The 13,682-nt window shown below is 42.5% G+C and carries 12 protein-coding genes; 1 reads left to right on the top strand and 11 read right to left on the bottom strand.

Annotation, left to right across the window (positions count from 1 at the left end):
* The first annotated feature begins 59 nt into the window (after window positions 1–59).
* A complete protein-coding gene (gene moaC, locus MKX62_RS05745) occupies window positions 60–551 on the top strand; it encodes a cyclic pyranopterin monophosphate synthase MoaC (protein ID WP_067213447.1) in 492 nt (163 codons plus the stop codon).
* 215 nt (window positions 552–766) lie between these two features.
* Here the strand turns inward: moaC and MKX62_RS05750 are convergent, their stop codons facing one another.
* The 11 genes from MKX62_RS05750 to MKX62_RS05800 form a co-directional block, all read right to left on the bottom strand.
* The gene (locus MKX62_RS05750; protein ID WP_231885732.1) at window positions 767–1,282 is read right to left on the bottom strand and encodes a MogA/MoaB family molybdenum cofactor biosynthesis protein; all 516 of its coding nucleotides are present in this window, start codon (window positions 1,280–1,282) and stop codon (window positions 767–769) included.
* A 15-nt stretch (window positions 1,283–1,297) separates the two neighbouring features.
* A complete protein-coding gene (locus MKX62_RS05755; protein WP_340741022.1) occupies window positions 1,298–2,317 on the bottom strand; it encodes a ThiF family adenylyltransferase in 1,020 nt (339 codons plus the stop codon).
* A gap of 59 nt (window positions 2,318–2,376) precedes the next feature.
* A complete protein-coding gene (locus tag MKX62_RS05760) occupies window positions 2,377–3,870 on the bottom strand; it encodes a nitrate/nitrite transporter (RefSeq protein WP_067213451.1) in 1,494 nt (497 codons plus the stop codon).
* A gap of 445 nt (window positions 3,871–4,315) precedes the next feature.
* Entirely contained in the window at window positions 4,316–4,843 is a 528-nt protein-coding gene (locus tag MKX62_RS05765) for a hemerythrin domain-containing protein (RefSeq protein ID WP_340741023.1), read from the bottom strand.
* A gap of 18 nt (window positions 4,844–4,861) precedes the next feature.
* A complete protein-coding gene (locus tag MKX62_RS05770) occupies window positions 4,862–5,509 on the bottom strand; it encodes a response regulator (RefSeq protein ID WP_067213456.1) in 648 nt (215 codons plus the stop codon).
* Window positions 5,506–6,579, bottom strand: coding sequence for an ATP-binding protein (locus MKX62_RS05775; RefSeq protein ID WP_340742549.1), 1,074 nt, complete (start codon window positions 6,577–6,579; stop codon window positions 5,506–5,508). Before MKX62_RS05775 ends, MKX62_RS05770 begins: the two co-directional genes overlap by 4 nt.
* Window positions 6,579–7,043 carry a GAF domain-containing protein gene (locus tag MKX62_RS05780; RefSeq protein WP_340741024.1) on the bottom strand — a complete coding sequence of 155 codons (465 nt, stop codon included), beginning with the start codon at window positions 7,041–7,043 and terminating at the stop codon, window positions 6,579–6,581. The genes MKX62_RS05775 and MKX62_RS05780 overlap by 1 nt, the downstream gene beginning before the upstream one ends.
* Window positions 7,044–7,093: 50 nt before the next feature.
* On the bottom strand, window positions 7,094–7,774 hold the full coding sequence (narI, locus tag MKX62_RS05785) for a respiratory nitrate reductase subunit gamma (protein WP_067213468.1): 681 nt from the start codon (window positions 7,772–7,774) through the stop codon (window positions 7,094–7,096).
* On the bottom strand, window positions 7,767–8,336 hold the full coding sequence (gene narJ / locus MKX62_RS05790) for a nitrate reductase molybdenum cofactor assembly chaperone (protein ID WP_338654830.1): 570 nt from the start codon (window positions 8,334–8,336) through the stop codon (window positions 7,767–7,769). Before narJ ends, narI begins: the two co-directional genes overlap by 8 nt.
* Window positions 8,329–9,933, bottom strand: coding sequence for a nitrate reductase subunit beta (narH, locus tag MKX62_RS05795; RefSeq protein ID WP_340741025.1), 1,605 nt, complete (start codon window positions 9,931–9,933; stop codon window positions 8,329–8,331). The genes narJ and narH overlap by 8 nt, the downstream gene beginning before the upstream one ends.
* Window positions 9,923–13,597 (bottom strand): nitrate reductase subunit alpha, encoded by a 3,675-nt coding sequence (locus MKX62_RS05800; RefSeq protein ID WP_340741026.1) that lies wholly within the window; start codon window positions 13,595–13,597, stop codon window positions 9,923–9,925. The genes narH and MKX62_RS05800 overlap by 11 nt, the downstream gene beginning before the upstream one ends.
* Between the last annotated feature and the right edge of the window lie 85 nt (window positions 13,598–13,682).

Here is a 13,682-nt window from a genome sequence, read left to right on the forward strand (position 1 = left end):
AGATTCTCCTCCTTCTGCTATACTGAATGTATTAGATATGTATGAAAGGAATGACTCCATTGTCAGAGCTCACACATTTCAACGAACAAGGCCGTGCAAAAATGGTCGATGTTTCCGACAAAGCAGAAACCACTCGAACAGCTATCGCAAAATCGTCCATCATTGTTAATGAAACAATTCATTCACAAATCACAGAAGGTACCAATAAGAAAGGCGATGTATTCGCGGTCGCTCAGGTCGCGGCAATCATGGCAGCAAAAAGTACATCATCCATAATTCCTATGTGTCATCCGATCCCACTGACAGGTGTTAACATCCATTTCGAATGGAACATAGATAAATCATCTGCTCATTATGAAGTATTGATTGAAGCGGAAGTGAAGACAAAAGGTGTGACCGGTGTTGAGATGGAAGCACTTACTGCTGCCTCCGCTGCTGCACTCACTATTTACGACATGTGCAAAGCGGCCGGCAAAGAAATGGTTATTGGACCAACAATGCTATTACGTAAAACAGGTGGAAAAAACGGCGATTACGAAAGACAATTCTAACTCTCTTCCACGACTCACTTCAGGTGAGTCTTTTGGTCAGTAGAACCAATTTTATAATAGTGGATTTTGTATTGAAATCCTTACAAGGTTGATTTACACTCCAGGCGGACGCCTTCCGTTACAATCAACGGAACTCATCCATGCAAACTAATAATCGATATAGAAATTTCGTTAGCGTTAGGTTTTTATTTAAAATAAGTAATTACGGAATTAAGTTAGTCCTCTAGATGTTTGGTAAGTTCATGCACAATATGGTGAATTTCAGGCAAAATTAGCTTGTCCATTGCAAGTTCCACTGCTTTAACGGATCCGGGAAGCGCGAAAAACACCTTCTCTTTTACCACGCCTGCCGCAGCCCTGCTTAATAGCGCCTTTGAACCTACATCTTCTGTATAGCTAAGGTAACGGAATAACTCGCCGAACCCATCAATCGTTTTTGTGAAATAGGTCGACACAGTTTCAATAGTAACATCACGAAAACCAATGCCAGTCCCGCCTGTAGAAATAATGCCATGAACGTTAGGATTCCGCAGCCATTCTTCGACAATCGATTCAATTTCCATCGCGTCATCCTGACAAAGCCATGTTTCAAATACATGATGACCCGCCGATTCAAGCTTTTGCCGAATTGTCCAGCCACTGCGATCATTCGAGACATTACGCGTGTCACTCGTCGTCAGTACGCAAAAAGTGAGTTTCTTCTCTTTGTCCGATTCATTCAAATGTGACAATCTGATTCCTCCCTTTCATCCAAAAAATTGATGGTACAATTTACGTCCTATCTTTATATCCTTTAATCCATGAATTAACAAACGACCATTGCCAAATAGAATACAGCGATAACTATCTGCATTAAATTCCACAAAAAATGGTGTCACTTTATAGGGTGACCCCAGCCTTTTAGCGACTGTTTCCCCATCCTCAATCGTCAATGTGCGGTTTGCATTCGGAATGATTTGCACTGTATCCCTACCGCATAACACTGCGTATCCTGCATCTTCTGCTCGATGCAACGCCGGGAAGGTCGGTTTATTTCCGCATGTCTCACATACTTCGTTTCGCATACGGGAAATCCCTGCTTCTATATGCGTATTGTTCCATACATCAAAATGGAATAGCTTCTTGCGCATTGCATCTTTATTCCCCGTTAACCATTTCAGCGCTTCTGCACTTTGATGTGCCGCCGTAATTTGAACAGCAGGCGCAATAATTCCTGACGTATCACACGTTTCATTAACCGACGGTAAAACCGGTAGCAAACAGCGGAAACAAGCTGACTCGCCTGGAATGAATGGAAAAACTGTACCTGAACTGCCTACACACGCACCATAAATCCAGGGAATACCTTTTTTCCATGCAATATCATTTATCAACAGACGCGTTTCAAAGTTATCCGTCGCATCCATGATTAAATCAGCGTCATCAATAATTTGTTCCATAATGGATCCATCTACATGATCAAGCACGGTTACGATTTCAATGTCTTCCCGAATCATTTTCAAACGAGCTTCAGCAGCAACCACTTTCGGTATGCCGTCCCGTGCATCTTTCTCGGTAAACAGCTGTTGTCTTTGCAAGTTAGAAGGTTCTACATAATCTCGATCTGCAATCGTCAATTTTCGCACTCCACCACGGACAAGTGTCTCTGAAACAGCTGAACCTAAAGCCCCGCACCCAATGACAACAACGTGGGAAGAACTTAACTTGTCCTGCCCTAATTCCCCAATTGGTTTGAACAGCGTTTGCCTTGTATAGCGATTTTCCAATGTCCACTCCTCCTATAAATTGAAGCAAGGGCTACCGGTCTTTACGACCGGATGCCCTCTTAGCCTCGCGGCGTTATATCACTGAATGTTCCGACGTAACGAGTTACATCTCCGGAACCATCCTTCACCGCACTGATTGACAGCAGTTCAAGGTATTCTTCGCCATTTTTGCGTTTATTCCATATTTCACCTTGCCATAATCCATCTTGACCAATTTGACTCCACATAGACGTGTAGAATTCTTTCGAGTGTCTACCTGAACTGTACATATTCGGATTACTTCCAATCACTTCTTCTTCGGTATATCCTGTCAGCCTTGTAAAAGCAGGATTCACAGACTGAATTGTTCCCGAAGCATCTGTTACAAGAATCCCTTGACCCGTTGAATTGAAGACTTCTGCAGACATGCTAAGTCGATCCATATAATAAAGCCAAATGACAAGGACCAAGCTCGCAAGTGCAACTTGAGAGAATGCCATGAAACCGATTGAATAGGAACCTGTCATCGAATGAATAATCGATAGTAGTAAAGGTGGGAAGAATCCACCAAGCCCCCCCATCATCGATACAATCCCATTAGCAATTCCAGCTTGTTTGTTGAAGTAAAACGGAACGAGTTTGAAGATTACACCATTACCTATTCCTGCTGCAACAGCAATTAACATACTTCCCGCTGTATATAATGCAATAGTAGGTGAAAACGCGAGAATAATAGCCGCAAATGTAAGTCCCGCAAAGACACCCATCAATAAGAACAACGGTTGGAATTTGTCAGCAAGCCATCCTCCGACCGGGCGCAGGAATGTTGCCACTGCAATGAAACCTGCAGTCCGCATGCCTGCATCCACTTTTTCCAGTTCGAAGTACGTGACCAAAAAGTTCGGTAAAAATATTGTAAATGCAACAAACGAACCGAATGTAATGAAATAAAATAATGAGAAGAACCACAGTTTTTCATTTTTATAAACGCCTTTAATTTGCTCAAGTATCGGTGTTTTCACTTTCACTTCTTGCTTGTCACCAAATATGAAATTCAAGGCCGCGAAGATAAGCAACAGTACGAGATAGAATTTGACGGTCATTGACCAACCGACTTGTGTGGCAATTACCGGTGCAGCAAACGTTGAAATTGCAGTACCCATATTCCCCATACCGTAAATACCATTGACGAGACCATGCTTCTCTTTCGGGTAATACTTAGGTAGCGATGTTACACCCACTGAGAATACAGCCCCCCCGATTCCGAGGAACGTACCGCCAACGATCAAATCCGCGAACGTTGAAGCAGCACTTATGTAAAATACCGGAAACAGGAGTAATATGAAACTCACAAAAAAGATAATTCTTGCGCCAAATATATTTGCATAATAGCCAAGTGGAATTCTAAGGATAGATCCCAAAACGACCGGAACAGCAGTTACAATCGCAAGTTTTTCGGCAGGAATAGCAATATCTTCCCGGATGAATGGCAATAGTGAGGATATGAGTACCCATACCATAAAACCGACTACTAAGTTCGCCGTCTGTAATGGAAGTTGTAATTTTTTATTCATTCAAATCAATCCCATCATTGTATTTTGAATGAAACCGACATTGATTCCCTGCTTTAATTATAATTGAATTAGTTCAGTGTAAAATAGTAGGTAGTCCCCGATAACCTATAAGGGTTTTCCCTACATCTAGCAATCTACATACATATGTTGATCATCCAAAAACAACCAGTAAATAACTTAAGCCAACACTAGGCACTTCGTGTACAGTCACTTTTGGATTGCTTTGGATTGAACGACCTCCAAACGATTATCGAGATATCTTGATGTGTAGGGATGACGAAGTCATTTCTAGCCACATTTGTCCCTCGGTAAAGATGTCATGAATAGTTCTCCTAAATCGGACCGGAAATGATCCAGTGAAAATGGTGTTTTTCAAGCCTTTCTTACCTGTTCATTATGCAAGAAAATGGTTAATCAATAGACGCGCTATCTACGTTATATATACTTAAAGAATCGAAGTATATAATTGTTCATAGAGTTTATCCTGCTCTTTGATAGTGAGGATATTATTAACCATTAAAAATAGTACAGATTCTTCTTTCACAAAATGAACAGTGATAACCTCAAATGCTTCTGCGGCGTCTTGAACTACCTTCTTCATTTCCTCCATCGTAAAGTGGTTTACATCACCGCGTGTGTGATGAAGAAAATGACCGATGTAGGCATCAATTTCACCATGTTCTTCCTCCGTTGCATTGACTGGTCCCTGTTCTGAACCGACGTATTGGGCAAGCATTGGGAACAAAAATTCTTCTTCTTTGTCTGTATGATTCTTTAACGGTTCAATGAAATCAACGATGAGTTTCCGAAGTGACTTCAGTGCTTCATGGCCTTCTTTGACAGTATAGATATCCCGTTCAAAAGCCAGAACAATTGTATGCCAGCCACTCATTAAATACTCTAAATAGCGATGTTCATTTTCAAGCACACGTAAAGCTGGTAAGTCGAACTTGAACTTTTGTGCCTCAGCCATTTGAAACACACCTTTCTGCTAAAAGTTTAATAGTTTTTTACGTAACGCATATTCAACGAGTTCAGGCCTGCTTTTCAACTGCAGTTTTTCCATAATCCTAGCTTTGTGCGCTTCGACAGTCTTAACAGAAATATATAGTTTCTCTGCAATTTCTTTGTTTCCAAACCCTTTTGCCGCAAGCGGAAGAACTTCAATTTCGCGTTTTGTTAAGATCTTGAAAGGATCATCTTCTACCACTTCCGTTCCCTTTTTAACAAACTCACGGACAAGTGAAGTGGTCATAGCAGGATGAATATACGTATCACCGGCGTGAACTGTACGTATTGCGGCAAGTAATTCACCATCGGGCGCATTTTTTAGAACATAGCCCGATGCTCCATTTTTTAACACATGAAATAAATATTCTTCATCATCATGCATTGTCAAAATAAGAATTTTTGTTTCTGGAAAATCTTCATTAATTTTACCGGTAGCAATTAGACCGCTCTCTCCGGGAGGCATGCTTAAATCCAACAGCAATACATCTGGTCGGTACTTTGCGACTAAAGCATATGCTTCTAGACCATCTGCGGCAGTGGCAACGACTTCCATATCACTTTGGAAATTCAGGATATGCATAAATCCACTACGAACGACGGCGTGGTCATCCGCAATAATTATTTTCATTTGTTATCCTCCCCTTCCTCAGACGCTCTAAGTGGGATTTCCAATCGTACAGAAGTACCTTTACCAATACTCGATTGAATAACGAACTGGCCATTCACCAGTTCTGCTCGTTCTCTCATTCCATAAAGGCCAAGACCCGTACCAATTGGATTGATTTTATTTTTATCAAATCCTGCACCCTTGTCATACACACTCAATTCAAGGTTTCCTGAACGTTCAAACAACCGAACGTAAACTTCATCCGTTTCTGCATACTTAAGCGCATTGAGAATGGACTCCTGGCAAATCCGATAGACAACTGTCTCAATTTCACCTTCATATCTTTTAGCTTCAAGTTCAGCAGTAAAATGAACGATTAATCCATAATTTTTCTCAATCCATTTAAAATGTGTCCTAAAAGCAGCTTCGAGGCCAAGGTCATCTAAAGTAGCTGGTCGTAACTCAACAGACAAGTGACGAATATCATCCAGTAAACGCATCAATGAGCCTTCCGCTTGTTGAATCTTTTTGAGTACTTCAGAATCGACATTCATGTACTTCAACACACGCAAGTCAACAAGGGAACTTAACATTTCCTGTGCTACGCTATCATGTAATTCCCTCGACAACCTCTTGCGTTCATCTTCTTGTGCTTTAATGACATTTTTCATCATGGTTTTCTGGTTAAGTGTTTCTTGTGTCTTGTACTGCTTCGTCAAATCTCTCAACATGAAGACACGAATTCCATTTTCTTCATCGATGGTCTGATAACTTGCCGTGTACGGAGTTATTCCTTTGCCTTGCGTGTCCAGGTAAACTTGAAATGAGCTGAAATCTTTTTGTGGACTTACCAAATAGCAGGATAGGCATGTCTGAAGTTCCGATTCACTTGTATACCCTTTACAAGACATGCAAATTGCTTTTACATCTCCCGCAATCATTCCATTCAGTACTTCCGCACCTATAATAAGTTCCGCTGCACTATTCATAGCAATTACTTTTCCAGCTGAGTCAAAAAAGAAGATGGCCTCAGCTGAATTGTCGTACATTTTCATTAACAAGTCTGTCAACTGAAAACTCCCGATTTGCATCACTGTTTTACCATCTCCTTATTATAATACGGACCGAATCTTAGGCCGACATGATTTATAAAGCCTGAAAATTCTTCTGCAGTCATCCTTTTTCCCTCTCGATAAGCTACTAGTAACACACCATGGACGCGATTATATTTATAAAGAGGTATCGCTCCAAAACTTTTTAAGTCTTCTGCAATAATAATTGGATAGTTAAACAGATCCATTGAATCAAGTTCCAGGTCTCTATCGTGAACAAAAAATGGTTTTCCTGATTTAAAAACATGCCCTGCAACGCCTTTTCCAGTTTGCAAAGTGATACGTTTATATCGGTTGCTACGATTGCCTGTTACGTATTTCCATTTCTGGACGAAACGCATTTCCGCAGACTCAACAAGTGCCAGAGCGACAAAGTCGAAACCAAAAATCGATTGTAACCGTTCTATTTCTTGCTGATAATCAAATCTTAATTGTTCATCCATTGCTATTTCTCCCTATATAGAAAAAAGGCAAAGCTGCCTTTTTTCGTTCATTAGTTTTCACGGTGCCTTCTATACAGGATATAGCTTCTTCCTACATAATTCAACGGTACACTCCAGACGTGAACCAATCTGGTAAACGGCCACATTGCAAAAATGAGGAACCCAGATAAAACATGAAGCTGAAATGCCAGTGGTACACCTATCATATAGGCACCTTCCGGTCGAAAAATTAGCAAGGAACGGAACCATATTGAAATTGAACTTCGGTAATCAAATTCTGGCTGTGTAATACTAGTTGCAATTACACTGTACATACCGATGAATACGATGAACAGCAATAGGGAGTTGACGATTAAGTCTGATGCAGATGACAACTTACGTACGCTTTTTAATGCAAAACGGCGATATGTCAAAATAAACATCCCCGCAAATGTGACGACACCAAAAAATCCTCCACCCCAAACAGCGCCCATATGATACATATGATCACTAACACCAAGTGCTTGCGTCCATTCCTTCGGGACAGCAAGCCCCACGACATGGCCCGCTATTACGGGCATGATGCCAATATGGAACAGTAAACTACCTATCATCAGTTGTTTCTTTTCTATAAATTCACTTGATTTTGCAGTCCACCCAAACTGGTCGTTCCGGTATCTGAAAATATGCCCTACAACAAATGTTGCCATACACAGATAAGGGAAAATGACCCATAGAAATTGATTAGCCATTTGTAGGCGCCTCCTGACGAGCACATGACTTAAAGGTTTCCCTCATCCCCTTAATTAGATGAAAATAAGGACTATTATATTTCTCCAGCGCTTTTAACAGATGATATGTTCCGTCTTCCAAAACAGCGAGTAACATACCAAAACTTTGTTCTGCCCTCGGGTCACCTATCCATTCGCATGCGTAGATAAATTCACACATAAGCGGCAAGAAGTCGGACAGTTCACCGTCTGGCATATTCAAACCAAACATTTCATAAAGCACTTTTAATTTAGCAAGCATTTGACCGCGATCTTTCGCATCCTGATACTTTACGTAAGTCATGAACAGCGTTGAATCCGTTTGGAAATCAAACGTATATGTATACATTTCCTGGATATCATCAAAGCTGTAGTCATGCATTAACTCCCAGTAAGTTTTAATATGCACATACGCCGGATGGGAAGAGTCAACTGACTCTTCCATGACTGACGGATGAAAGTTTATCTTTTCCGGGTACGTAAGTTGCTGTGCGAAGAAGCCAAATGTGTGTTTTTCGTTATACAGCTTCTGCAGATCAATCACGCCAAATCCCCCCGTAAAAGTTCTCTTCGTAAATTTCTTTACCTGACTTCGCTTGTGGTTGTGTACCACAACCATCACAGCTACTATCTTCTTGTTTTATACCTGCGTAGTTGTATGGACTTTCTGAAGTACCCATACTGTAGTCGCCCATTTCCACATAGCCTTCAGATCCTTGTGAACGGTATGCATTCATATGACCTTCTTTATGTGCTGTCGGGATAACAAAGCGATCTTCGTATTTTGCAATCGCCAGAAGTCTGTACATTGACTTCGTTTGATGAGCAGTCAGACCGACGCGTTCTAGACGTGATTCATCGAATTCTTTACCGGATGACACGGCACGCATGTATGAACGCATCATTGCCATTCTTTGCAGTGCGCCTTTCACTGTTTCGGTATCTCCTGCTGTAAGCATATTTGCGAGATACTGAATCGGAATACGCATTTCCTCAATTGCCGGGAAAATCATATCAGGATTCTTAATCGAGTCTTTACCTTCAAAATAGTTCATGATTGGGCTCAATGGCGGAACATACCACACCATCGGCAGCGTGCGATATTCAGGGTGAAGCGGGAAGGCAAGTTTGTATTCAATTGCCAGTTTATAAACCGGTGAATTTTGTGCGCCTTCAATCCATTCTTCGGAAATACCATCTTTTCTAGCCTGGGCAATAACTTCCGGGTCATTTGGATCAAGGAATAGATCAATCTGTGCTTTGTACAAGTCTTTTTCGTTCGGCGTAGAGGCCGCTTCTAAAACGCGATCGGCGTCATATAAAAGAACACCAAGATAACGGATTCTGCCTGTACACGTTTCAGAACAAACCGTTGGTAGTCCCGACTCAATCCTCGGGAAACAGAATGTGCATTTCTCGGCTTTATTTGTTTTCCAGTTAAAGTAGACTTTCTTGTATGGACAACCAGTCATGCAATAACGCCAGCCTCGACACGCTTCTTGGTCTACGAGGACGATTCCATCTTCATCACGTTTGTAGATGGCGCCTGATGGACAGGATGCCACACAACTCGGATTGAGACAGTGCTCACAGAGTCTTGGCAAATACATCATAAATGCTTGTTCAAAGTTAAATTTAATTTCTTCTTCTATCTTTTCAATATTAGGATCCATTGGTCCCGTAATGTGAGCCCCAGCAAGTTGGTCTTCCCAGTTTGGACCCCATTCTAGATCAATGTATTCTCCTGTCACAACAGACTTTGCACGAGCAACGGGCGTATGTTTACTGTCTGGTGCCGAAGTCAGTTTTTCATAGTCATATGTCCATGGTTCGTAATAGTCCTTCATTTCAGGCATATCCGGGTTATAGAAAATCTTCCCTAGAGCAATTTTTGATAGCTTCGAACCGGATTTCAATTCGAGTTTACCTTTTTTATTAATTTGCCATCCGCCTTTATAAAGCTCCTGGTCTTCCCAGCGTTTTGGATAGCCTATCCCCGGTTTTGTTTCGACGTTATTAAACCACATATACTCTGCACCTTCACGGTTTGTCCACGTCGTTTTACACGTAACACTACATGTATGGCAGCCAATACATTTATCCAGATTCATTACCATTGCAACTTGTGCTTTAATTTTCAAGCCAGTTTACCTCCTTCATCTTACGGACTGCAACGTACTCATCTCGCTGATTTCCGATTGGTCCGTAGTAGTTGAATCCGTAACTGAGTTGCGCATAGCCGCCAACCATTTGCGTCGGTTTCATGTGAATTCGTGTCGGCGCGTTATGGCTTCCGCCTCGTTCCTCTGAAATTTCAGAGCCTGGTACTTGAATATGCTTGTCTTGCGCGTGATACATGAACATGGTTCCTTTAGGTATTCTGTGACTGACTACGGCACGTGCAGTAACAACACCGTTTCGGTTGTAAACTTCAAGCCATTGGTTGTCGTCAATACCATGCTCTTCGGCATTTTCACTGGAAATCCAGACAGTCGGTCCCCCACGGAATAACGTCAGCATATGCTGGTTGTCCTGGTACGTCGTGTGGATATTCCATTTACCATGCGGCGTCAAATACCTAAGTACAAGTGAATCTTGACCGCCTATGATTTTTTTGTCTCGCGGTCCGAATACCATTGGTGGAAGCGTCGGTTTGTAAACGGGTAGACCTTCTCCGAAATCCAGGAATAATTCATGGTCAATGTAGAAGTGCTGTCTTCCGGTTAATGTCCTGAACGGAACCAGTCGTTCGATATTCGTCGTAAAAGGCGAGTAACGGCGCCCGAGTTTATTTGAACCGGAGAATACTGGTGTCGGTATGACTTCACGCGGCTGGGCAGTAATGCTTGCAAACGTGAAGCGCTCTGCCGCGCGATCGGCTGAAATATCTTTCAGTTCAACGCCGGTATCTGCTTCTGCTGCTACGAAAGCCTTTTGAGAAACGCGACCATTCGTTGCAGAAGATAGTGTCAGCATTGCTTCTGCCGCATGTTTTGCTGTGTGCAGTTTAGGCAATCCGTTTTTGATAGATTCATCGAAATAGGTGCCGTTGATGCCCTTCATCATTTCATATTCATCGGCTACAGAAAAACTGACGCCGTGCGCTCCCACTTTACCAGTCGATAATAATGGTCCAAGCGTGACGTATTTATCATAAATTTGTGTGTAATCACGTTCGACAATTGTCATAGCTGGCATTGTTTTACCCGGTATCGCTTCAACTTCGCCTTTTTTCCAGTCCTTCACTTCGCCATAAGGCTGGGCAATTTCCTGGATAGAATCATGCGCAAGTGGCGAAGTTACAAGGTCTTTATAAACGCCTGGAAGATGAACTTTTGCCATTTCCGAGAATGTTTCCGCAAGTGCGCGGTAAATATCCCAATCTGAACGAGATTCCCAAAGCGGGTCAACTGCTGGGTTGAACGGGTGAACAAATGGATGCATATCTGTTGAAGAAAGATCGTGTTTCTCATACCAAGTTGCTGCTGGAAGAACGACATCTGCGTACAGCGGAGTTGTTGTCATTCTGAAATCCAGTGCCACAAGAAGATCGAGTTTTCCTTCCACATCGTCGCGCCAAACAATTTCTTCAGGCTTAACATCTTCATTTGGTGTTGCAAGCAGAGCGTGGGAAGCGCCGAATAAATGTTTCATAAAGTATTCCTGACCTTTTGCAGAACTCGACACTAAGTTGGAGCGCCAAACAAATAGAGAGCGCGGGAAGTTTTCCGGTGCATCCGGATCTTCAATTGCAAATTTTGTTTCGCCTGACTTGATTTGTTCCAGTGTATAATTAACGATTTCTTGTGTTGTTGTTTTTCCTTCTTTGGCTGCCTCTTCTGCAAACGTCAGGCTATTCTTATTGAACTGAGGGTAAGATGGCAACCAACCAAGTCGTGCAGCCAAGACGTTATAGTCTGCTGGATGCTGATAGCGGGCTTTTCCGCCTGTCGGTGACATAAGAAGATCCGCGCCCATTTCCTCGTACTTCCATTGATCAGTTGCAAAATAGAAATAAGATGTCGCGTTTTGAAGTCGCGCCGGCGCTTGCCAGTCACGTGCAAATGCGATTGTGCTCCACCCTTCAATCGGACGGCATTTTTCTTGACCAACGTAATGGGCCCAGCCACCACCATTAACGCCTTGACAACCAGTTAACATAACGAGGTTAAGGATCGATCTATAAATGGTGTCACTGTTAAACCAGTGGTTAATACCCGCTCCCATAATAATCATCGAACGGCCGCCTGTTTCAAGCGCATTATGTGCAAATTCCCGCGCGATTTGGGTAACCAGTTCAGGTTTAACACTTGTGATTTTCTCCTGCCATGCTGGCGTGTAGAATGATTCTGCGTCGTCATAACCAGATGCTTCGAGTTCACTACCAATCCGGTTAACACCATACTGGCTAAGCATCAAATCGTGAACAGTTGTTACAAGACTTTCGGTTCCGTCTGCAAGTGTTACTTTTTTCACCGGAATCGGACGTTTGAATGTTCCGTTTGACACGTTGTCGAAGAATGGGAAAACAATTTCTTTCCATTCCGCGCCATGATCGGCCACTGACAAGGCCGGTTCAACGCGTGTTCCGTCTACATTATCAAGAATTAGATTCCACTTCTTGTCCTCTTCCCAACGTTGTCCCATCGTACCGTTCGGAACAATAATTTCATTTGTCGTTTCATCAAAAATAACCGGTTTCCACTCAGCGTGCTGGGATGCTTGCCCTATATCACTTGCCCGTAAAAATCGACCCGCTTTATAAGAATCTTCATGTGTATCGAGTGTTATTAGGAAAGGCATATCTGTATATTGTTTCGCGTAATTCAAGAACATCGGCTCTTTACGCTGTTCATAAAATTCATCGAGAATGACGTGCGTCATTGCTTGAGCAACTGCAGCGTCCGTTCCGGGATTTGCCGCAATCCAGTCATCCGCATGCGTAACACTTTCTGCGTAATCCGGGGCCACAGAAACTACTTTCGTCCCTTTGTAGCGCACTTCTGTCATGAAGTGAGCATCTGGCGTTCTTGTTAGCGGTACATTCGATCCCCACATAATGATGTAACCAGCGTTAAACCAATCACTCGATTCAGGGACGTCTGTCTGCTCACCCCAAATTTGTGGAGAAGATGGCGGTAAATCCGCATACCAGTCATAGAAGCTAAGCATTTCGCCGCCAAGAAGAGAGAGGAATCGTGCACCTGACGCATAGCTGACCATTGACATTGCCGGAATCGGTGTAAATCCAGCTATCCGATCGGGACCGTACTTTTGGATTGTATAAATAAGCTGTGCCGAAATCATTAAGGTTGCATCTCTCCAGTTAACCCGGACATGGCCGCCTTTGCCACGCGCTTTTTTATATTCATCTGCCTTATCAGGATCTTCTACGATGCTAGCCCATGCTTTTACAGGGTCTTTCAGTTCAGAAACTGCTTTAGTCCACATACGCCATAACTTCCCTCGTATGTATGGATACTTCACGCGAAGCGGGCTATATTCATACCAGGAAAATGAAGCTCCACGAGGACATCCACGCGGTTCAAATTCAGGCATATCAGGGCCACATGAAGGATAATCAATTTGCTGGTTTTCCCAAGTAATAATGCCGTTTTTCACAAATACTTTCCAACTGCATGACCCTGTACAGTTCACGCCATGCGTTGTCCGAACCACTTTGTCATGAGACCAACGTTGGCGGTACATATTTTCCCAATCTCGACTTTTTTCTTCTAAAATTGACCAATTTCCTGAAAAACGTTCAACTGGCTTGAAATAATTAAGTCCAAATTTTTTCTTCATTGGAATAGCTCACTCCTTTTTAGAATAACTAACGATCTATGACGGGAATCAAAGACTTATTCATTCACATACTATTAATTTTAAG

The organism is Sporosarcina sp. FSL K6-5500, from assembly GCF_038005665.1.
Taxonomy (GTDB): Bacteria; Bacillota; Bacilli; order Bacillales_A; family Planococcaceae; genus Sporosarcina; species Sporosarcina psychrophila.